This is a genomic window from Enterococcus sp. AZ077, assembly GCF_051714965.1.
Taxonomy (GTDB): domain Bacteria; phylum Bacillota; class Bacilli; order Lactobacillales; family Enterococcaceae; genus Enterococcus_B; species Enterococcus_B hirae.
The window spans coordinates 2,585,897-2,608,682 of sequence record NZ_JBIOSX010000001.1; the positions used below are offsets into that span (position 1 = coordinate 2,585,897).

The 22,786-nt window shown below is 36.7% G+C and carries 19 protein-coding genes; 5 read left to right on the forward strand and 14 right to left on the reverse strand.

Annotation, left to right across the window (positions count from 1 at the left end; genetic code table 11):
- Positions 1-14: 14 nt before the first annotated feature.
- The 3 genes from IGL28_RS11980 to tdc form a co-directional block, all read right to left on the reverse strand.
- A complete protein-coding gene (locus IGL28_RS11980) occupies positions 15-1,334 on the reverse strand; it encodes an amino acid permease (protein ID WP_081128829.1) in 1,320 nt (439 codons plus the stop codon).
- Positions 1,335-1,350: 16 nt separating this feature from the next.
- A complete protein-coding gene (locus tag IGL28_RS11985; protein WP_063627606.1) occupies positions 1,351-2,781 on the reverse strand; it encodes an amino acid permease in 1,431 nt (476 codons plus the stop codon).
- A gap of 315 nt (positions 2,782-3,096) precedes the next feature.
- On the reverse strand, positions 3,097-4,929 hold the full coding sequence (tdc, locus tag IGL28_RS11990) for a tyrosine decarboxylase (RefSeq protein ID WP_081128831.1): 1,833 nt from the start codon (positions 4,927-4,929) through the stop codon (positions 3,097-3,099).
- A gap of 495 nt (positions 4,930-5,424) precedes the next feature.
- Between tdc and IGL28_RS11995 the strand changes: the two genes are divergently transcribed.
- On the forward strand, positions 5,425-6,855 hold the full coding sequence (locus tag IGL28_RS11995) for a helix-turn-helix domain-containing protein (protein ID WP_081128833.1): 1,431 nt from the start codon (positions 5,425-5,427) through the stop codon (positions 6,853-6,855).
- Between the two features lie 233 nt (positions 6,856-7,088).
- Here IGL28_RS11995 and IGL28_RS12000 read toward each other — a convergent pair whose 3' ends face one another.
- The 6 genes from IGL28_RS12000 to cas9 all read right to left on the reverse strand — a co-directional run bounded on the left by IGL28_RS12000 (position 7,089) and on the right by cas9 (position 14,410).
- Positions 7,089-7,448, reverse strand: a complete 360-nt coding sequence (locus IGL28_RS12000; protein ID WP_081128835.1) for a DUF1622 domain-containing protein — start codon at positions 7,446-7,448, stop codon at positions 7,089-7,091.
- Positions 7,438-7,809 (reverse strand): DUF1622 domain-containing protein, encoded by a 372-nt coding sequence (locus IGL28_RS12005; protein ID WP_010720990.1) that lies wholly within the window; start codon positions 7,807-7,809, stop codon positions 7,438-7,440. The genes IGL28_RS12000 and IGL28_RS12005 overlap by 11 nt, the downstream gene beginning before the upstream one ends.
- Before the next feature lie 752 nt (positions 7,810-8,561).
- Positions 8,562-9,221, reverse strand: coding sequence for a type II-A CRISPR-associated protein Csn2 (gene csn2 / locus IGL28_RS12010; protein WP_081128837.1), 660 nt, complete (start codon positions 9,219-9,221; stop codon positions 8,562-8,564).
- A complete protein-coding gene (cas2, locus tag IGL28_RS12015; RefSeq protein ID WP_081128839.1) occupies positions 9,211-9,555 on the reverse strand; it encodes a CRISPR-associated endonuclease Cas2 in 345 nt (114 codons plus the stop codon). Before cas2 ends, csn2 begins: the two co-directional genes overlap by 11 nt.
- Positions 9,552-10,418 carry a type II CRISPR-associated endonuclease Cas1 gene (cas1, locus tag IGL28_RS12020; protein ID WP_081128841.1) on the reverse strand — a complete coding sequence of 289 codons (867 nt, stop codon included), beginning with the start codon at positions 10,416-10,418 and terminating at the stop codon, positions 9,552-9,554. The genes cas2 and cas1 overlap by 4 nt, the downstream gene beginning before the upstream one ends.
- Positions 10,400-14,410, reverse strand: a complete 4,011-nt coding sequence (gene cas9 / locus IGL28_RS12025) for a type II CRISPR RNA-guided endonuclease Cas9 (protein ID WP_438843964.1) — start codon at positions 14,408-14,410, stop codon at positions 10,400-10,402. Before cas9 ends, cas1 begins: the two co-directional genes overlap by 19 nt.
- A gap of 674 nt (positions 14,411-15,084) precedes the next feature.
- Here cas9 and IGL28_RS12030 point away from each other — a divergent pair.
- Both IGL28_RS12030 and IGL28_RS12035 read left to right on the forward strand, forming a co-directional pair.
- On the forward strand, positions 15,085-15,213 hold the full coding sequence (locus tag IGL28_RS12030; RefSeq protein WP_010720995.1) for a hypothetical protein: 129 nt from the start codon (positions 15,085-15,087) through the stop codon (positions 15,211-15,213).
- A gap of 53 nt (positions 15,214-15,266) precedes the next feature.
- Positions 15,267-16,961 carry an oleate hydratase gene (locus tag IGL28_RS12035; RefSeq protein WP_081128845.1) on the forward strand — a complete coding sequence of 565 codons (1,695 nt, stop codon included), beginning with the start codon at positions 15,267-15,269 and terminating at the stop codon, positions 16,959-16,961.
- 127 nt (positions 16,962-17,088) lie between these two features.
- Here the strand turns inward: IGL28_RS12035 and IGL28_RS12040 are convergent, their stop codons facing one another.
- Positions 17,089-17,973 carry a hypothetical protein gene (locus tag IGL28_RS12040; protein ID WP_241546326.1) on the reverse strand — a complete coding sequence of 295 codons (885 nt, stop codon included), beginning with the start codon at positions 17,971-17,973 and terminating at the stop codon, positions 17,089-17,091.
- Positions 17,974-18,223: 250 nt separating this feature from the next.
- Here IGL28_RS12040 and IGL28_RS12045 point away from each other — a divergent pair, with 250 nt between their 5' ends.
- Together IGL28_RS12045 and IGL28_RS12050 are read left to right on the forward strand one after the other, a co-directional pair.
- Positions 18,224-19,357, forward strand: coding sequence for an alcohol dehydrogenase catalytic domain-containing protein (locus IGL28_RS12045; RefSeq protein ID WP_010737002.1), 1,134 nt, complete (start codon positions 18,224-18,226; stop codon positions 19,355-19,357).
- 27 nt (positions 19,358-19,384) lie between these two features.
- Positions 19,385-19,699, forward strand: a complete 315-nt coding sequence (locus tag IGL28_RS12050; RefSeq protein WP_081128847.1) for a YrhK family protein — start codon at positions 19,385-19,387, stop codon at positions 19,697-19,699.
- A 296-nt stretch (positions 19,700-19,995) separates the two neighbouring features.
- On the opposite strand, the gene IGL28_RS12055 is transcribed toward IGL28_RS12050, so the two are convergent.
- From IGL28_RS12055 to IGL28_RS12070, 4 genes are all read right to left on the reverse strand, one after another.
- Positions 19,996-20,463, reverse strand: coding sequence for a GNAT family N-acetyltransferase (locus IGL28_RS12055; RefSeq protein WP_010737001.1), 468 nt, complete (start codon positions 20,461-20,463; stop codon positions 19,996-19,998).
- Between the two features lie 271 nt (positions 20,464-20,734).
- Positions 20,735-21,988: a PTS sugar transporter subunit IIC gene (locus IGL28_RS12060; protein WP_010721001.1), complete on the reverse strand. Its 1,254-nt coding sequence runs from the start codon at positions 21,986-21,988 to the stop codon at positions 20,735-20,737.
- Positions 21,989-22,022: 34 nt separating this feature from the next.
- Positions 22,023-22,340: a PTS lactose/cellobiose transporter subunit IIA gene (locus IGL28_RS12065; RefSeq protein ID WP_010721002.1), complete on the reverse strand. Its 318-nt coding sequence runs from the start codon at positions 22,338-22,340 to the stop codon at positions 22,023-22,025.
- A 15-nt stretch (positions 22,341-22,355) separates the two neighbouring features.
- Positions 22,356-22,676, reverse strand: coding sequence for a PTS sugar transporter subunit IIB (locus tag IGL28_RS12070; RefSeq protein ID WP_010721003.1), 321 nt, complete (start codon positions 22,674-22,676; stop codon positions 22,356-22,358).
- Between the last annotated feature and the right edge of the window lie 110 nt (positions 22,677-22,786).

Genomic DNA, 22,786 nt, shown 5'->3' on the forward strand with positions numbered 1-22,786 from the left:
GGAAAAATATCGAATCATTTTGGAGCGGTCTGACGAATCCGTTGATAGATCAAGTTCAAGGCACCAAACCAAACAACGGAAACTACGGGAATCACACGAGTAGTTGGTTCAAAAAACAAACTGATTCCTACCAAACCAAAAAAACATAGAATGAGTCGATCTTTCCATTTTTTCAACTGACTTTTCGTTAATTTTAGATGGGCAAATAAAATAGCTGACCAGACAAATAAGAACGAAATCGTGGTCATGCCTGCAAGTAATTGAAATAAAATCCGACTATCTGATACAAAAAAGTGTAAACAAAGACCTAATAAAAACATGCCTCCAGTAAATAAGATACCGTGCAAGGGCACACCCCGAGAAGATAATGTTAGAAACCATTTTGAAAGATTTTTTTCTTTTGCCGTATTATATAAGATACGACTCGTACTATAAATGGCACTATTCGTGGAAGAAAGTGAAGCAACCAAGATGATCAAGTTGATGACTCCTGCCCCTTTGCTACAATGAATGAACTGTAACATCGTGACCAACGGACTTTCTTTTAAATCTAAAGTTTGCCAAGGAACGACTAACAAAATCGCCACGATCGTTCCAATATAGAAAAAGAGGATACGTGCGGGTAAGCATTGGATCGCTTTTTTAAGGTTTTTCTGTGGATTTGCTGTTTCGCCCACCGTTAAACCGATCATTTCAACTCCGGCAAAACTAAATAAAACCATTGGAAAAGCAGCAACTAAGCCGGTTAGTCCAAATGGAAAAATGGTTTGAAGCTGATCAAAATTTTCTCTGACACCAATTCTTGGTGACTTGAAGTACAAAAAGCAAACGCCAATCCCTAAAAGAATAAATAATAAAATCCCAAAAATCTTGATAGTTGAAAACAAGGATTCCAACTCACCAAACCAGCGAACAGCAACTACGTTAATGATCACTAAGGCAATAAGTGCGAAGGTCCCACTGATTAAGGGAGAAAGTGCTGGTAACCAAAAGCGGATATATAAACCAATCGCTGTCAATTCGGTCAATCCAGCTCCCATCCAACATAACCAATACGTCCAGTTGACTAAAAATGCCCATCGTTCACCTAAATAGTATTGGATGAAATCGCCGATCGATTGAAACTCATTATTGGATAAAAAGAGCTCACCCATCGCATACATCAACCCATAAATAGCGAGACCGCAAACAAAATAAGTAAGCAAGACAGCAGGTCCCGCCAACTTGATTGCTTTGGCAGAACCTAAGAATAGTCCAGTCCCGATCGCACCTCCTAGCGCAATCATCTGGATATTCCGGTTCGTCAAAGTTTTCTTCATTGTGGTTCTTTCCATCTTACTCACCTTTTCTTTATTCTTGATTCAATTTTTGTTGGACTTCTTGTTCCCATGATGGTTTTCTGATTTTATCAATACATAATGGGGCAATAAATAAGATCAAACTAATCAACGTTACTGCGATAAAGTTGATCAACGTTCCAGCTTGCATCGTCAAACCTACCGAACAGCCAATTGCTGCAAAAAGAACAAGTACAACGATCCATGCACCTAAATCACCCTTGCCACCTTTTTTACCGATTCTAAATGGTCGGGCAAGTTCAGGTTTGGCTTTTCTTAATTTCAAAATAGCAATCCCCATAATGACATATACAATACAATAAATCACTGTCGTGGAGTTCACTAACATCAGAAATGCCTGATTGACACCTGGTATCAACAAATAAAACAAAGCAAAGATCGAAATAATCGTTGATTGTGTTAAGATCACTGATTTTGACACATCAAATTGGTTCGTTTTCCAAAAATTGAATTTTGGTGGATATGCTCCTTTTCTCGCACTTGCAGTGACTGTTTTGGCTGGTCCTGAAGCCCATGCAGATAATTGGACAGCTACACCTACAAAGACTAATAGACTGAAAATATTAACGATGATATGTGGTAATCCTAGAATCTGACAATAGATTGAAATGGATTGCGCAATATTATTCAACTCCATTTGGCCTTTAGGTACCACATTTGCTACGACTAACGCATTCAACGTATTCACAAAGAAGAGAAAAATCAATGCAGCAAAGATCCCTTTAGTATAAGTTTTTACAGGATTTTTCAAACGGGTGATGTAGACAGAAGACATCTCGATCCCCGTAAAGATAAACATGATTGGTGCAAAGTAAACGAATGATTTCGCTGTTTCGGCATCAGGGATCAATTTAGCCCAAGAAAAATGACCTAATGTTGCATGTGGTTGGATACCGACTTTGATCCATGAAAAAATACCTAAAAGAAGCATAATTGCTAATGGAATATATAGACCTAACCAAACACCGATCTTCCCACCAATTTTAGCCATATCAAATTTCAAATTTAATAATGTAATGATCCAATACACGACTAGAATAACGATCAAAGTAAATTTACTGTTCAACCCTAAAGGAACGTTATCAATCATATTACCCAATAAAGGTGCTAGCGCTGAAGCGACCATCACCATCCCTGGAAACATTTGGACCCATAAAAGCCATGAGACAACAAAGCCCCATTTTCGTCCTAAAGAATTTGAGACCCAGAGTTCTGGTCCACCTTTTTGGGGAAACATCCCAGCAAATTCACCTGAGATCAACGAAATAGGAAAAGCATAAAATAATACCGCTACAAGCATATAGAAAAGCATCGTCCAACCCGTGGCTGCAACATCAGGAATGTTCCGAACACTAGCAACTAAGGCACAAGTCATACCGATGAATGTCAGTGTAGTGATTTGTGAAGTTTTCGAATCTGTCATTGTTATTTTCCTTCTTTCCATCAACACAGAATAAACTATCTAATTTGAACGTTACAGGGGGGAAAAGCTATGAACGAAAAAAATTAATGGCAGTATTTCATTTTGAAAAAGAACTGCTTGCGTTTATCCGATTACTCACTAGTCTTCAACTATCTGAGTTTGACATAATCTTGATATCTTGAATCGGAAAAGCGTTTGAACATTCACTCTTTCTACTCTGAATACAACAATTCAACGTGCATCATCTATCTTCTTTGATCATAGCTTCCTGTAACACCGTTCTTCACTAGACAGTTTATCGGTTAATTTTTATTGTTATAAGATTTCATTGAGTGTTTTTTCCATGGCTTTGGTAATGCCTTGCGTATAGAACTCGAAAATCTTGTCATCATTAAGATATGGTGTCATAATTGCCGCTCTTAGCAATGTCACTTTTTGTTCTTTTTGCCATTCTTCTTTCGAAAGACCTATCCGTTCAATGAAAGGAAGTGGGGAATCTCCATATTCTTCTTTCATAAAAGTCGTATGTGAAGTAATGAAATGTTCACTATAAACATCCCCTTCCATATAAGAAGAACGATTGAACATTTTTTCATTCAATTCATTGATCGTTTTTAAATCCGTGCATCCTTTGACTTTAAATACCCAATTGACCATATTAAAATCTGGATGATTCAAAGGATAAACTTCAATCGTTTTCCCTTTGATGGTAAAGCTCAATTGTTCTAAAAATGCTCGGAAACGTTGAGCTGCTTCAATCGAGGCACCAATCAATTGACCATAACCAGTAATGTTCAATGGCAATACACGATGAGCAGTCCAAACAGCAGCAGCCGTTGCCCCGGCTTTTGATCCTTCTAAAATATAGGCGCCTAACATGTCCGGTGCTTTTACTGATTTTTCAAAAACATAAGGAGCAAAATAGGAAATAATGTTACGCATTTCTTTGTGTTTGATTACGATACCTCCAGCTGCATAAGGAACATAGCCCATTTTATGCGGATCGATCGTGACCGAATCTGCCTCAGAGATTGCTTTGAACCCATCGTAAACACTTTGATCAATGGAAACATCATAATTAAATACATGATGTTCTTCAAAAAAGTCTGGCAGAGATTCATAAGGTACAAACTCGCCTGCTTCATTTAAGAACAATGTACGTGCATATCCGCCATAAGCTGCGTCAACGTGAAGATAGAAATAAATTCCTTCTTTGTATAATTTTTCTCGCAATTCGACGATTTTATCTACACTATCCACTTGGCCTTCTTCCGTAGTCCCAACGACCGCTACCACACCTAGGACTGGAATCTTTTGTGCGGCTAATTCACGGATCGTTTTTTCTAAAATAGCAACATCCATACGATAATCTTCTTGAACTGGGATAGCGATCATTTGATCTAACCCAATCCCGCAAATGTCTAAAGCTTTCATCCATGAATAATGCTTCGTTTGTGGCACTAACCATTTGCCAAGTTCTTGGAGGTGTTTCCCACTACGAGATGAAGCTGCTTTGACAGCATCTAATTCTTCATCACTGAAGGTTCCAACCATTTCTAAGATTTCTTCGACAGAAAGATTCAATAGTTCCCAATCTGTTTTATCTTTGACTTTTTCAGGATAAACTTCCTTCACTGCAAGGGGAATAGATTTGATACAACGTGCATACCAAAGACCTTCAAGGTTTGCGATCGAGCCATCTGCTGTAATATGGCCCCAGCCACCGGTCATATTGAATAAATCAGCAAAATCTTGTCCTACTTCTGCCTCCATTTGTGAAGTTGCCATAGAAGATTCCAATGCCACATTATTCGGATTCCAAAGCATAGCAAAGTTATAAGCAAGCAAGGCAGGCATCAATGTCTCAGCGTTCATTTGACCCCAATAACGCCCAGCAGAATGCCAAGGGATTGATCCTGCACGCATCCGTTGACTGACTTCATCCAAGACTTCCACCATATGCTCACGAGTGGCGATATATCGAGGTGCTTGTTTGTCGGCTTCACTAATGGCTGCAACGTCACCAGGAAGATAATTCTCTCTCCAGCCTAAATGTTCATCGACCATCTTGTTCAATTGCATTTTGTAAAATGCGCCATTTTCTGATTTGTCGCCAATAAAGACGGCTTTGATATCCATATCTTTCATGTCTATTACCTCCATATTGTTCTCGTTGGCCAACGATTTTGTAACTGCAGATGAAACCATCCATCTGTATCACACTACTGACTATAGAACAAAAAATGAGATAATTTTTTTTATAACATTGTAAAATAACCCCTTTTTTTAGAAAAAAATAAAGAAAGACTGATTTTTCAGAATTTTCTACTCATAATAACGAATATTTTATAAAAACATGAGATAAAAAACTGTTGTTTCTTAAGTGTGTTTAAAAATAAATACGTATATTAAAAAAACAATTATTTTATTTATCCGTTTACTCATCCATTTTTTACTTTTATTGTATTTTTTTCACAAGAATTTTTTCTCTTTATATTTTTATAAAACATCGTTTTATAACAAAAAAGCTTGTCAAAACAAGCTTTTTCATTCATATGAAAAAAAATAAAGGTGTTTTAAACTTTAAATCATGGCATAATGAATGGTACATTGTTCAACCATCTACAAAGCGGAGGAGTTTTAATGTTTGAAGACTATTTGGAAAAAAATATTTTACGCCAGTTATTTCTTTGCGGTCAATTCTATCACAAAAAAGAAATCGATTTAGACGAACTATCCCATTTATTACAAGTCTGCAAAACAACGTTACTCAATGACATCAAAACGATTCGAACTGAACTCAAGGATGAGATCATCTATAGCCACCGAGAAAAAGATACTTGTTCCTTGTATTTTGATCCTACGATCCCTCGTTTTCGCCTGATACAAAAATTAGCACGCCCTTCTTTATTTCTTAAAACTTGTCAGTTATATCTTGAAAATGAACCTAATTATCTCCAACTGACTGAAATCGAGTATATTTCTGTTAGCAAAGCGTATTCATTAAAAAAACAAGTACTTGCTTATTTTGAAGATTGTGACATTCAAATCCAACACCACTCTCCACGATTTACGGAGATCGAACGTCGTTTATTATTATTGAATGTGACTTATCGAACGGGCACCTTGAAGATCCCAACACTTCCAGCAGACTACTTCCTGGCAATAGATGAATTTATCGAATCGGTAACCTTTAATAGTAGGCGTATCTACGATAAAGACAACCGTGAGATCTTACGTATTGGATTGTTGATCAGCTATTTGTCTCAAAAAAGGCATCCCTTATCGATTGAACAAGATTTTATAGCCGAACTTCAAAAACGCCCCATTTATCAATATGTGATGGATGCATGGCATACAACTAAACTAAAACATTATTATCAAGAAAATGAAGTATACTTTGCTTTGATCTTATTTAATCTCAGTGATTATGGCTTCAATTCTTACCAAGCAATCGAAGAAGACTTCTGTCACCTCCATCAAGTTTTCATTGAAGATAGCCAATCAATCAAGCAACTGATTACCCAGTTTGAAAGCTATTTCAATCGAAAATTCATCGGTAACCGAGCATTCGAACGCGCTTTAATTCGTTTGATGCGCACCGCATGGGATAATTATCAACTCTTTGTACCTGAAAAATTTTATCTTCTGTCCCCAGAACAGCAATCCTTATTAGCCGAAATACAGCCTTTATTCAACCAATGGTTAGCCCAATTACCTTATAGACTACGACTTAAAATCAATTGTTTGGAAGCTTTCGTTATTGAATTAAGTGGCATTTTACGCATTAATAAAACAAAACTCCACGTCCGTATCGTTACCAACTCAGACGTAAAATATCTGATTTACCGAGAAGCCTTAGAGTCCGTCACTACTTTCGATATGGAAGTCGATCCCGTTGTTTATCAGCACTTAGACGAAGCGATAAAAAGTGCTGCACAACAAGAAAACACTCGAATTTTATGTGAAAAAACTCTCTATACGCCAGAAGCAGAACAGTTTCCGACAATTGTTCCCGTTTCCGTAGACACAATTGAAAAATCGATTGTCTGGGCAGTTCAAGCAGTTCGATAAGCCGTGCTGGGAAAAACCGGCGTATGCTTCGCTGAAAGCCAGCTTCCAGTGAAGAAACCAAGTTGTTAGCACAACTGTTTAATAACGTTCGTTCTATAAACTGGCCGATGTTAGGCAATTAAAAAGCAAAACAAAAAATCTCAAAACATAGAAAGTCGTTTTGAGATTTTTTCTATATTGCAAATGTTTCTATGTTGGCGCACCATTAAAACTAGTTGAGTGATACTTATAACTTATTGTCGTACATCCGAGCCGATTTCTTTATTTAAAAAGAACGAAATGATCGTTCGGATCACAACCAAAGCAGCTAACTGGAAGACATCTTCCAAGGTTGGTTTGATAATGGACTCAATGATACCAGCTGAGATCAGGACTTCTAAACTCAACAAGATATAGCCACCTAACATTTTTTTGATTGCATTGTTTTGGTTAATCCGCTCTGCTTTGATTCTTCGTTCCGTAAAAGAAAAGTAGAGAAAATCTTTGATAGCTAACCAAGCACCCCAGAGAATGATTAAAATAGCAAAAACGTCTAATACGATGACTAATAGTTCCAAATAAGGGGCAAGTTTCTCGATCAAATTAATTTCCATTATGTGTTCCTACCTTTACTTGCTTTTTATCTTGTGTTTCTAAATTCAAGAAATAGGAAATAATCGTTCGAATAATGATGATCACTGCTAATTTTAAAATATCTGTCCAAGTTGGTTTGATAACTGATTCAATGATATCTGCTACCACTAGCACCTCTAGACTCAGCAAAATATAACTAGCCAATAATTTACGTACTTCCGCATTTCGGAAATTACGCTGTTCGTAGTCTTTTTTCAGTGGGTGCCAGTCAAAAAGATTTTTTAAGACTAAAAAAATCCCTACCAGCAAAATAATGATTGAAGCAATATTTAAAATTGCGATCAACCAGTCCAAATAAGTTATCAAATTTGTATCAAACATCTCACTGTCCCCTCTCACATTCATTTTAGTTCACGAACAAATGCCTACTGTTTGATGATAGAGAAAAAGCACGAAATTAGCAACTCATCTTTTCTTTGAGAAAATGAATTCGTTTCAATGTTGAAAAGACTGAACAATTGTGTCCTGTTCCGTAAACATACCCATTCATTTTTAAAAGGCACGATTCCCCCTTTCAATGATCAAAACTTAGCAGATTCAACAACCGAAGACACTTTCCTATATATAAGTAAAAAAAGAGCCTACTTTTCATGATAAAGTAGGCATCTTCATTCATTCAAAACAACATAACTCTAAAGCTACCTCTTATCATAGTTGATGAGGTCAGCACTCAAAATAACACAACTCTAAAACAGCGATCGAGTAAAGCACAACGCTTCTACATTTTGGAAACATTCAAAACAACATAGCTCTAAAACTTGAAGCTACTAAGCACTTACCGCTTAGATGTTTTGGAAGCATTCAAAACAACATAGCTCTAAAACAAACTCAATGTGTACTGCGTTGAACCCTTAGTTTTGGAAGCATTCAAAACAACATAGCTCTAAAACAATGCAAATTCTTCTGAAGGTAATGCGGTTGTTTTGGAAGCATTCAAAACAACATAGCTCTAAAACCTCGCAGAAAAATTTTTTTCTCACGAAATCTCGTAATCGCGCTACTCGTCCATAGCAAAACTTTCGTCTTGAATGCTTCATTCATGCTGTTTTTTTGTTATTTTGATTGTTCTTATTTTACCACATTTCTTCACACAAAAAATAGTCTTGATCTAAAACAGTTTGCTTCAATCCTTTTATTTTTCGTGGTTCGATAAAAAGGACAGGCATATGACACAAAGAAATATATTCCTGTAGTTCAGCCATTTCTGTGGCTGTTAAGTACGCTCCAACATTGATAAAAACCAAGCATTTCTTTTTCACTAGATACTTATAAATCTGTAAAATCTCCATTATTTTTTGAAAGATTGATTCTGGTTGCGTCGTAATTCTTATTTTTAATGCTTTGAATAGCTCAACCATACTCATTTCTTCACAGACTAAATCTAATTCATGTTCTAAGAGTTCCTCACTAATCCATTCCTGAACCCTGGTGGTTAATTGATCAATCCTTGATTTTAGTTCGATGTTTTCATTTAATTGTTGCTCTAAGTCAGCATAGATCAGCTTCAATGTAGTTGGAGCTTGGCTATCAAAACTTAAGATATCCGTCACAACCATCAATTCTGATGGTTTGAGTAGCTGTAATTTATCATTGAAAAACTTTAACATGCTATTTTCACCATACTGGTAAACTCCATGAACGACTTTTGAAAAAACTTCCACATCTTCAATTACAAAAATCAGCGCTTTTTCAAAGCTTATCGGTTGTTCTAATAATGAAAAGTTAAGGTACATCCTCCACATCCTCTCCTAAAAAAATGACTCGTTCGTCTGAATTAGCTGGACTCAGGTCTTTTTCCCCACACAAATAAACCATACGTGAAAATTGTTTTTCAGTGACCGTTAGTAAGGTAACTAAGCCCTTTTTAGGATGATGGGCTTTTAATCGACCGAGCATCGCTTGATTAGCAGTACCGTTCAACAACAACTTACTATATACTGAAAATTGATGCATGATAAAGCCTTCACTCAGTAAAAACTTTCTGAACCTTCGATAAACTTTTCGATCATCGCTCGTCTCTGTTGGCAGATCAAACATTAATAACATTCTCATGTAACGATAACTCATATTCCGAAATAAGGAACTCCTTTCCCTTCATTATTCAATGTTTTAATCGTTTTATTGGTGTAATCCGTCACGATATTCGTTAAGAACATTTCTTTTTTCCCATATAAATACTTTTGTGAAAACAAATCAAACAGCCTTCTTTTGATAATCGGGAAAGGTTGATCACGATATGTATAAACAATTTGATCAACTAGCGGACGAAATGGTTCCATCAAGTCACTTGCTAGATTAAAATCATTAAATTGGTTCGCATGTTTTAAACCGAATTGTGTCATACAACCATTTTTAACGATTTCTCTTGCAAACAAACTCATTAGCAGCGTATAACCATAATCTAACCCCGCATTGATTTCATTCGACTCCTCCCGCGTGAATTGATTACCAAACAACGTTTGAAAGTAGATTCTTGCCGCATGTCCCTCACGATTTGTCGGATCAAATGTTTCCAATTCTTCTGATAACTTGGAAAGCGCAGATGCCTTTTCAACAAAATCATTTTCTTGTAAAAAACGACATTGGTTATGGATCTTTTGGGCAATGATCGTTGTCCAAACTACGCCCTTCAAGTCCGATTCCCACTGAATTTGTTTAGATAACTGCAAACTACTATCATGTCGCCCATAATAGGAGAATAATTGCGATGACGGCAATCGCTTGTCATCGCAAAATATCACTAAGATTTTTTCATCTGTTAAACGCTTCAACAACATTGTCGTGATCGTGATATCGGTTGTTTCTAAAATAAGGATATCGATCTCAGACAAATGGATTTTTTCCGTTTGTTGCGCATTTTTAAACACCAGATGATTATTTGCATCAGTCAGTTTAGAATGGGTATTGATTACTACTGTTCGCCAGCCCATAAGTCATCCATCCTTATCCTCGTTTCGTATAAACCAGTGACCGACTGGTAAATGATCGTAGCATCCCAAATCTCCGTTAAGCTGGTATAACGTTTTCGAGGGATCGTTACTCCGAAAAATTTAAAGTCTGCTGGAGCACCTATCGCATTGAACTGTAACAACTGCAAAAAGGATTGTGCGATCATCGAAATCTCTCCATATTTGTTTTCTTCATAGAGTTCTTGAATTCGCTCTATATTTTTATCCGCAAGTGTATACTTTTCTGCAAAAGCGAGAACTTCGGTTAAGATGGCTGAGAAATCAGAAAGATGAGTATTGACGTAGTCAAAACTTTCTTGATAGGTGATTTTGTCATAATGTTGCGCATGGTATAACAAGGTTACTAATTGGTCCGATAAGATGAAAGGATTCCCTTTTTGCGACTCCTTGTGACTTGCCAGGAATCTTCTGCGCCCATTATCAAACTCAAACAAGGTATATTTTGGCAATTTGATAAACTCTGTCACCTGAGGAAAGCCTTTTTCTTTTAAAAATGTAGTCGGATCTTTTTCAAAAGCCGCTTGTTCCATGATGGTAATTCCTTCAATTGCCCTGGTTTTCTTTTGTGTCTTCCCTTTGGCATAAACAAACGCAATGGCATAGGCAATGACTGGACTTCCAAAACCACCGTACTTCGTCACATCCCAATTATTTTTCCGTTCGATCAGTTTATCAGGTTTTTCTTTTGAATTGACCGTTTCCTTATAGAAACCACCTTTTTGTTGTTCGACTTTTTTCACTACATTCACTTGATGGGAGCTAAGAACTTTTTTGATCCGTGGGAGATGATGGCTTTTTTCCCAATAAATTTCCCCATTTTCATCGCAAAACGGTTCGTCTGATTCAAAAAACTTTAAAATATTGGAATAAAATTCTTTTTTAGCGGTAGCTTTATTTTCTCTTGCTAAACTATATTTGACATACTTTCCATAGACAAATTCAGGTGCTAATTTAGGGTACCGTTTTAACAAAACATTCGCAATGAAACCATTTAAATACGCATCATGCGCATGATGATGTGGATTGATCTCACGTACTTTATAAAGCCCAAAAGTTTGTCTGAATTGGCTCGTCAATGTTGCTTTTAGCGTAATGATCTGTACCCCATCACAATCTGTTCCTTCCTCTTCCTGATGAAAAGATTGATGTAAAATATTCGCAACATGTTTCGTGATTTGTCTCGTTTCGACTAATTGCCGCTGAATAAAACGAGCTTTATCCTCTGGTGTCAGTTCAATTTTGGTTAAATACGCATATTTTTTTGGACTAATCAATTTGGCTTCTTTCAGTTGATTCCAAAAGATTCTTTGCTCGTTGACTATTTGTTTTTTCGGCACATCGTCTCGCTTCTTTTGATTTTGTTTTCTAGCAACTAGCACCTTGTTATCAATAGAATTATCCACAATAAAACTTCTCGGTATGATATGATCCACTTCGTATTGGTGAAGATTCTCGATTTCTAGCGGTTCTCCCGTATACATATCTCTGCCATTTTGCAAATAGTACAGGTACAACCGTTCTTTTTGGAGCGCTTTGTTATCTGTTGGCTGTTCTTTTAATAACGTGCTTCCAATCTGTTTCAACCCATTTTCTAAAGCTTTAAGACGTGGTTTCGTCCGATGCGTTTTTTGGTTTTCTCTTGCCATTTCGATCACGATATTCTTTGGTTTGTATCCAATGATCGCAATCAGTTCTTCCACGATTTTAAGACTTTGCCAAATTCCTTTTTTGATCGCTGGACTTCCTGGTAAGTCTTGTATGACGTCAACTAATGATTTATGTTTAGAAAACACCGTTGCTTTTGCAATTTCTTCTTTAAAAGATAAATGCTCATCATTGATCAGCTGCATCAAATTACGGTTACGGTTAGCCGGAACGTCATCATCGTTGATTAGATAATCAAGGATCGTTTTATTCGTTTTTCGATCTCTGATGCCATGGATCAATTTAGCTGAGAATCTTCCCCAGCCAGTGTAATGTTTTCTTGCAAATTCTTTGAGCAACTTTTCACCGAAGACCTCTTGATACTTACTTAATTGATGTTTAATCATTTGCCGGTCTTCAAAAATGGTGAGTATTTTTACGATATCCTCAAAAATCGGTTCCATTTCGGGCTGTTCCAACCACTCTTGCATGGCTTTTTGGTTTGTTTTTGCTAATTTCATAAAATCATGATACGTGCTATACGAAGCATTAAATGCTTTTTCAATACCAAAAATCTGGGCATTTTCAATATGGTAATGCGTATACAAAAAGTTTTGTAATTTTTTGACAGTGATTTTCCCTCGCTCTTTTTGAAACAACTGTTTAAAAATCTGCTGTTTCTCATCACCGGAAAAATACTGTTTCACACCTCGTTCATCTTTATAGCTCACTTTGGTTAGTTCATTGAAAATCATATATTTTTGATAAAGTAAGCTATTTTTAGGAAGTACTTTTTCTGTCGGTAAATACGTATCTTGCTTTGTCATTCTTTGAATAAAACGCATCGCTGATTTTTCGATATCTACGACTTCTGAAAAATTCCACGGATGGATTTTTTCAGCTGTTTTCCGCTCGATCCAAGCAAAAGAACTAGCCTCTTGTTCTTTTGCCAAAGGACCGACATAATAAGGGATTCGAAATTTGAATAACGCAATGATTTTTGGTCCTGCTTCTTCTAGAAATGGATAATGTTGTTTTTGTTGATCAATGATCGCTTTCAATTCTATTAGATGTACTTGATGAGGAATAACCCCATTGGTATAAGTACGTTGTTTCAATAAAAAGGTTTCTTGATCGATTTTTTCTAGAAAAGGCTCACTTCCTACTACCCCACTTAGCTCTTTTTTGACGAATTTATAAAATTCTTCTTGAGTTGTTTTTCCTTTGATATAACCAGCATAACCATTTTTGGTGGTATCTTTGAAAAAAGCTGTTGATTTTTGTGGTACGTTTTCTTTCACGAATTGTTTGAATTTTGCCAAATCAGCTTTATGCCGCTCATACCGTTCGACCATCCCTGAAGATAGTTTTGCTTTCGTATGTTTGACAGTTGAAGAAATAATCTCTGATAATAAGATCGCATCATGGACTTTCTTTGCTTGCAAAAAGATATCTAGGTACTCATCACCGATTTTTTCTAACAAAGACTCCAGATCTTCTTCATAGGTTTCCTTTGAAAATTGGAGTTTTACTTCTGCTTCCAAATCAAATATACGTTTAAAGTTCGCTTGATTCCCAACGATCAATTTTAAACATTGAGCAAAAAAGCTGTTGATTTTTTCTGTAGGATAATATTTGAGGATTTCTTCCACTTTTTTCGTCTTCGATAATTTATCTGTCAAAATAGTTAAAACGGGTTGGTGAACGATCAGTGGTTGATCTGATTGTTTGCTATACTGTTCTAAAAAAACACGAAAACTTTCTTCAATAGAGGTATTCTCCGTATCCAAGTCTCCTTCAAACAAAAAATGACCACGATATTTCAATAGATGAGCCAATGCCAGATAAACCAAACGGAGATCTTCTTTTTCCGTTGAATCGACTAACTTTTGGCGCAAATGATAGATTGTCGGATATTTTTGATAATATTCTTTTTCTTCCTCTAACGTGGGGAAAATCGATGCTGGTTTGTATTGTTTTTCTTCTGGAACTAAGAAGCTTTCTTCCAAACGTACAAAAAAGCAATCATCTTGTTTGCAGAGTTCTTCAGCAAAAAGATCTTGTAATTTGCTGAGTCGATATTTTCTGCGAGCCAATCTTCGGCGATTCGTTCGCTTAGTTCTTCTAAACTCCGCTGTTTGACCTTCATCAAATAATCGTGCGCCCCAAAAATTTTTTTTGATTTTCTTTTTTTCAGTATTTCCGTGAACGCTCATTTTCCTTTTCATTAATTGATAATCATCTGTTAGTACCGCCCAGCCCACAGAATTGGTTCCTATATCTAAACCAATCGTATAGTCCTTTGTCATTCACTATCCATCCCTTCTTTTAACATTTACACAACTTAGCAAGTTGTCTTCTTTACAATTGCCAACCATCATGAATAGTTAGACAAAGTGATTTTCTTTTTCTACTTGTAACTCTTTGGTATTATGCTATAATCAATTTGTTGGTAGCATTCAAATCAACATAGCGAGTTAAAATAAGGCATTGTCCGTTATCAGCTTTTAAAGCAAGCACTGTCTCGGTGCTTTTTTATTTTGCCTTTTTTTGTTATATATAGAATTTTTAACAGTTTTACTATAACACAAAATTTTTATGCGATTTTTATTTTTGAAAGCATTTTATTTAGAATTTTGATTTTAAAATCAAATCTAATGAAACTTTTTTAAAAAAATAATTCTAATTACCTAATGATTCATCAGATATAAAATAACACAAACCTCTTACATATCCTTTCATTGCTATCTGGCAAACCATTCTTTCCAGATTTTCTGCCAATCTTGATTTTCTTCCCAAGCTTTCCATTTTTTCAGCTGACCAACTTTTCGATTCCATTGACTTACTTTTGCTCAAAATTAGACACTCTGTTCAATCTGTCCAAAGTTCGGATATTTGGTTACCCTATCATTTGGCAATTAGAATGAAAGGTTCTATCCTTTTACATAGAAGGACGAGAGAAAAAACAAAGGAGGAACATCTTATGAGTAAAAAATGGATCAAACTAGGTATTGGACTAGGCATATTAACATTGGGTGCTGTTTATCTTGGTAAAAAGACAGGCTTGTTAGAAGATGATCGTCATTTGTATGATGAATTTGAATCGATCTAGTCAAAGAAACGAATCGTCAGACTGTTCACTTGTAAAATACTGGAGGAATCACAATGAGAAAAAGTAAAGCAATAATGATTGGCGCTGGAATCGCCAATATGGCAGCTGCTGTTTATTTGATTCAAGAAGGAAACTGGCGTGGTGATCAGATTACGTTTTATTCTTTAGATGACCATGGCTCCAATGATGGTGCCCCAACGGATACCGTTGTCGATGAATATTGGAATAAAAATCATCCCTTAGAAAACAAAAAGGGCTATATCGCCCGTGGTGGACGTATGCTCAATTATCGAACATACGTGGATTTGATGGATCTCTTAAGCCGAATCCCCTCTGTCACCGAACCAGGAATGACTGCGGCTGAAGATACTAGAGATTTTGATGCAAAACACCGAACATTTGATAAAGCACGTTTGATGGAAGGCGGCAAAGGAATTATTGACGGAGGCAAACTAGGATTTAACAATAAAGATCGTTTGTTATTGACTAAGCTGATCGCCATGCCTGATTCAGAAGAAGAAAAATTAGATAATGTCACAATTGAAGAATACTTTAAAGATGATCCTCACTTCTTTGAGACAAACTTTTGGTTTATGTGGGAAACAACTTTTGCTTTTCGTACTCGTAGTTCTGCCCAAGAACTTCGTCGCTATATGCATCAAATGATTTATGAATTTACACAAATCGAACATTTGGTAGGAGTAAACCGAACTCGCTACAATCAGTATGAAAGTATCATGTTGCCATTGATCAATTATTTAAAAGACCAAGGATGTCAAATCATTTTGAACCGCCGCGTAGTCGACTGGGAATTCAAAGAAACTCCAATGCAAGATGAAATTACAGTGACTGGCTTAAAAATGATCAACACGTTAACCAATGAGGAAGAACACGTCGTGGTTGACGGTGATACGGGTGTGCTTTTCACTAACGGATCAATTACTGATTCGGCTACACTAGGTGACTACGATACACCAGCTGTTGAAAATATGGATTATGGCGCTGCTTCTAGCTTGTGGAAGAAAGCCAGTGAACGTTTCTATAATTTAGGTAACCCTGACAAATTTTTTGCCGATCGTGATGCCAGTGAATGGGTTAGTTTCACTTTAACAACTAAGGATCATTTGCTTTTAAATGAAATTACTCGGATCACGACACAAGTCCCTGGTAATGCATTGAATTCATTTATCTCCACTACACCAATCACGCCACTCGGACAAAAAGATGTCAACATGTCGATCGTCGTTCATCACCAACCACATTTTACTTCACAAAAATCAAACGAAACCGTCATTTGGGGATATTTCTTATACCCTCGACGTCGTGGAGAATTTGTGGATAAGCAATATATCAAGATGACTGGGAAAGAAATGTTAGAAGAACTGATCGGACAACTTTCGAAAGTCGATCCTGGTCCTGAAAATATTCGAACGAAGGAAACCGAGATTTTTGATAGCGTTGTGAATAATATTCCTGTGTATATGCCTTATGCTTCTGCATTATTTAATAATCGAGCAAAAAGCGACCGACCAAAAGTGATTCCTCAACACTCAACGAACTTGGCATTTACTGGAGAGTTTGTCGAACAACCTTATCAAATGATCTTTACGGAACAAAGCGCCGTACGCTCTGGCGAGATCGCTGCTTTCCATTTTGCTGGTATTCCAATGTCACGTCTTGTTAAAACTCCAAGATATGACAAAGATATTCCTACATTGATGCGTGCTGCTAAGAAAATGTTTGAATGATCGATGCAATAAGGTATCAACAAGGAACAACCGCAACAAAAAATGACTGTCACTTCCTAGTAACGGGAGTGACAGTCGTTTTTTAGTATTTCATCATTCAACGAATGATTTTTATTTAGCTATTATCTTAGGCTTTTTTTAAGGTACTGCTTCCAGTTTTCAGCCACTTTTTATTTTGCCGTTTCTGCAGAAGCTTACTTCCCCCACCGAATAATACAGCACAAAACAAAAGAATGCCCCCAATAATCGCTGGATACATCAGTAGATCTTGCACGTAATGTGTCATTAATTGTAAAGTCGCTTGTGAATGAAAAGCTATATTATGTAAAACGTCTTGTATATAAAGCAATCCTGCTAAAACACAAAACATACTTCCAGTCGTTCCCAAAATAAACATACCGTAACGCAGGAAAGAAAAGGGTGTTTTGTTAATTAACCGATATAAATAGACTAGCCAAAACGCCAATAGACCCAGACAGATGTAAAAAAGAGGTACCACTATTTTTCGAGCAGACACGATGTTTTCGATAAAAATAGTCAAGTATCGATCACCTAATGCACTTTGGAAGTGATACATGTAAATAAAGATCATTGTCTCGATTTTATTTTTTTCCTCTTTATCGATAGTCAGTTGTTTTTTTGTTGCAATTGTAGCCACCGCTTGAGCAATTTTCTCACTCACCTCATTGCTGTCTCTTAGCTCATAATTTGTTTCTTCATATGTATGTTGAATAAATGGTCGAAGAGCTTCTTCGACAAAACTTGGTGAAAGTGCCGTTGCAACGACCTCTGAAAATTCACTTTCTTCTGTGTTTTCTTTCCGAAAATTCTGAGCAGCTTCTGCGAGGACCAATTCGCTATACTTTGTTTTTTCGATTTGACCGAGTAAATACGCCTGATCAAAAAACGTCACTTGAATGATTCCTACGGAAATAATCACAAACAAAGTCACTGAACAAGCAAATGTGACCATCAGTTTTCTGATTTGTTCTCCCTTTTTTTCTTTTATCACAAATAACCTCCCTTTTGATCTATTTTTTAATCTGTTATTTACTTAACCTAAGAAATCAACATAATTTAATTATACTTCTAACTATAAAGCTTCTCAATGTAAACTAAATAATACGCAAGTTATTTTAAAGTGATTTTCCCTTTACTAAAAGCGTTTCACTACTCAAAAGCCAGCTCCTCCTTTAGAATGAAATTAGCTGTTCGTTCAAAAAATGACATGTTATAGGGTTTGAAGAAAGGAGTTTTATTTCATGAAAGCTGTTACCTGGCAAGGAAACCAAAAAATGGAAATCAGAAACGTAGATGATCCAAAAATCGTGGAACCGACAGATGCTATTATTCGAATTACCGCTACTGCGATTTGCGGATCGGATCTTCACCTCTATCATCATGGGGAGGCTGTCTTAGAAAAAGGATATGTCGTTGGTCATGAACCAATGGGGATTGTTGAAGAAGTAGGTCCTGCAGTAAAAAAACTAAAAAAGGGACAGCGGGTCGTTATTCCTTTTAATATTAGTTGTGGGCATTGTCATTTCTGTACCCATGAGATGGAAAGTCAATGTGATCGCTCAAATCCAGATCAACTTTATGGTGGTTTATTTGGCTTTGGCCGTTTAAATGGGAATCATTGGGGTGGTCAAGCTGAGTATCTTCGGGTACCGTTTGCTGATAGCACTTCGTTTATCGTACCTGACAATGATCTTGCAGACGAAAAAGTCCTTTTCTTATCTGATATCCTTCCAACTGCTTATTGGAGCGTTCAAAATGCCAACGTAAAAAAAGGCGACACTGTAGTGGTCTTAGGTTCAGGACCAGTTGGGTTGTTTGCACAAAAATTTGCCGCTATGGCAGGAGCAGAGCGCGTGATTGCTGTCGATCCGGTCCAACATCGTATTGATAAAGCCGCTCGTTACAATCATGTAGAAACTTATTTGTTAGAAGATACTCAGTCTGCTGGGAAAGAACTTTACGAATTAGCAAAAGGTGGCGCTGATGTCATCATTGATTGTGTAGGGATGGATGGCTTGGAACCAGTGAAAGAAAAAGCTAAGAATCTCGTTAGTTTGCAAAGCGGGACGATTTCACCGATCCAAATGGCTGCGCAAGCTGTCAAAAAATTTGGAACCGTACAAATCACTGGTGTTTATATGACCCCAGCTTCTTCGTACCCACTACAAGAATTTTTCATGAGAGATATCACAGTGAAGCATGGTCAGGCACCGATCGTTCATTTGATGCCTAAAATTTACGAGATGATTGCTGCGGGTCTGTTCGATCCAACCCAAATCATTACACATGCGATGCCTTTAGCTGATGCTGCCCGAGCATACGAGATTTTTGACAAAAAAGAAGATAAAAATATCAAAGTTGTTTTGAAACCTTAGCTTTGTTCACAGATAGGTGAGTGAGAGATGCCAGAAATAAAACGAAAAAGCCATGAAATAGATATTGGGAAAGAAGAAGATATCGAAATTGCTGGACAACGTTTTCGTCTTTATTTCCAGAACCGCTATACATTATTGTCTCTTGCAGTTGATTTATTAACAGGGATTTTTTATATTTTTGGAAGCGTAGCGTTGTTAACAGATATTCCAGACCGTTATAGTACCTATTGTTATCTAGTAGGAGCGATCTTTTTGACTGCACGACCTATTTTGAAAATAGTACGTAATGTCTTCATCTATGACGAGAAAAAAAAACAAAAAAAGAGCGAAAAAAAAGAATGAATAAGAAAGCTTCCTAATTTTTCGGTAAAAAGACGGAACGCCTATTTAGGACAGCGAGCTCATTCATGCTTTTCCAACAAATCAACCATTCTAAATTCCAGGACTGATAGAACTTTCTATTGCTCCTGGAATTTTTTGAAGCTAAAAAATGGGACCGTCCACTAAATAATACTCGAATAACCAATATACCAACAAAAATAGCATCAAGAAACAATTTCCGATTTTTCTTGGCATTGCTCACCAGAAACAAAAGATTACTGATCAGACAAAGAACCCTTTTGAGTAATCAACTCCGATCACGTTGTAAAAATCGCTAGTTGATATAAATAAACCGGGATCCCTTCATTATCTTGCACTGTCGTCAGATATTCCCACTCATATCTTTCATAAAAACCTGTATGGTCAGTCGCTACATAGAGCTGCGAAATCCCAAGCGCCCCCATATCCTTTCGAATAAATGATAAAATCTCTTTGGCAATTCCTTGATTACGATATTCTTTTTCAACAAACAACGCACAAACATTCGGAGTCAAATCTGGACGATCATGAAAATCATTCGCGATGACCCCTGCTCCAGCGATAATTTTTTGTTCTGACGTCACGACTATATACCATTGAGGAACAGCGTTAGATGATTGAAGAGAATCTTCCATGCTCTCTTGGTAAAAGGAAAGCGGAAGATGCCATTTTGACGTAAACCATTGCGCTGCCTGTTCCAACCATTCAGGTCTTTCTCTGATCTTAACCAACTCATAACCTTTCATTTCGTCCTTTCACTCCCCTATACATTTGCACTATTATAGCACGCTTGTTATCGAAATGGTTTTTTTAAACTCCAAAAAAACCTCCTTTTATCCTTCTTTTTCACTAAGAAAAAAGAAAGCAATCCTTGAGCCATTTATCCAAAAAAAAACAGTTGTCATGACCTCTGTCAGACAACTGTTTTTTTTGATCGCTCATTAAACGAAACAAGATCTTTTCACTAAAGAATAGCTACTTTTGATTGTATGTGCTGTTTCTTTCTTTTATGTGCTTTTAGCCGTTTAATGCTTCTTTTCTTTTTTCTTGAACTGTCGCTACTTTCACAAATGGTAGGTAAATCAAGACAGATAAGATTAAGTTGATAGCAGCTAAGACACCGCCAGCGATACTTTTTGTTGCTAATACCCCACCGATTACTGGTGGTGTTACCCATGGTGGCATCACCGTTGCAGCTGGAACTAGTCCGGTAGCAGTAGCAAAATAAGCAACAGATACTAAAACCATTGGGGTTAAAATAAACGGAATAAACATAATTGGGTTCAATACGATTGGTAAACCAAACATTGTTGGTTCATTGATATTGAAAACACCTGGTGCGATCGACAAGTTCGTAACAACCATATAAGGTTTATTTCTACGTCCCACTAAATAAATCGCTAGTAACAGACCTAATGTTGCCCCTGTACCACCTAAGTTGACAAAGCTATCAAAGAAAGGTTTGTTTACAATGTATGGTGCGCTATGACCAGCAGCAATCGCATTAACATTCGCTTCGATTGCTGGTGCATTGATTGTTTGCATCAAAGGGTCTACCATATTTGCTCCGTGTAATCCAAAGAACCATAAGAATGGTGTAATGAATGCTAACAACAAAGCTGAAGGATAAGAATTGGCTAGTCCCATGAATGGTTCTTGAACAATTGTATAAAACGCGCCTACGATATCATCTACACCAAATGCAGCAAAGATCGCAGCAATCAAAGCAAAGAATGAGATCGTGATCATTGCAGGTAATAATGAAGCAAAGGCTTTAGCTACAGCTGGTGGCACGCCATCAGGCATTTTGATGATTAATTTTTCATTTCCACTTAAACGAACAAAGATTTCTGTTGAAATAATCCCAACAATAATTGCAATAAATAAACCATTTGAGCTCATGCCCAACGCTCCGCCTAATGCGAAGAATGAACCTAAAGAAATTACTCCAGCAGAAACGCCGTCTTTACGATAACCATTTGCTAAATGATAAGCAAGTAGAAAGGCGATCAAAACTGAAAGAATCGCAAATGTACCATTCCAAGCAGCTGCGCCAAATCCTTTCCAAGCTTCGCCACCAAAAATTTTATTCATTAATTCTTGGAAACCAGGAATAGGCAAGTTATTGATCATTACTGCTAACGCACCTAAAATCATCAAAGGCATACTGACCATAAATGAATCACGAATCGCTACTAAATGACGTTGAGCACCAATTTTTGATGCCACAGGTATAAAATGTTTCTCCATAAATGCAACAAATTTATCCATGTTTCTTTCCTCTTTTCTATTTCACCAGTTTACTTTAAGCATCTAAACGTCGATATAAATCAATGATTTCTTTTGCTAAATCTGTAAATGCAATCGAAGTCATCAGATGGTCTTGGCTGTGAACCGTTAATAAAGTCACTTCCATATGATTACCTTGTGCTTCTTGTGTTAACATTTCTGTTTGAGAGTGATGAGCTTGCACTAAAGATTCTTCCGCATCTTTGATTTTTGCATCAGCTAACTCAAAATCTCCTTTTTTCGCTGCAGCAATCGCTTCCATTGCATCGCTTTTTGCATTTCCGCCAAACATGATCAAACCCATGATTGCTTCAAGATTTTTTTGCTCTTGCATTGTTGGTTTCCTCCATTATTTATTGATTAATGATTCTGCTTGTTCTAATACTTTGGCACCGTTCATCATTCCGTAATCTTGCATATTGATTACATCTAAAGGAATTCCTTTTGGTGCTAATTTTTCAGCAAATTGATTTTGCATAAAACGTACTTGTGGACCTAAAAGTAAAACGTCTACATTTTTTGATTCTAATTGATTGTCTGCATCTGAAGCAGATACTGCAAAGATATCAGCCTCGATTCCTTTTTCTTCTGCCGCTTTTTGCATTTTTGTTACTAATAAACTAGTACTCATTCCAGCTGAGCATACAAGCATGATTGTTTTCTTTTCCATTTTCTACACTTCCCTTTCTTGTATCTTACACTTTTATATAAAGCAATTACCGTGCCAACTTTTAAAGCGCTTTAATCCCTTGTCGTGCTAACGCTTTCAAGAGGTCACTG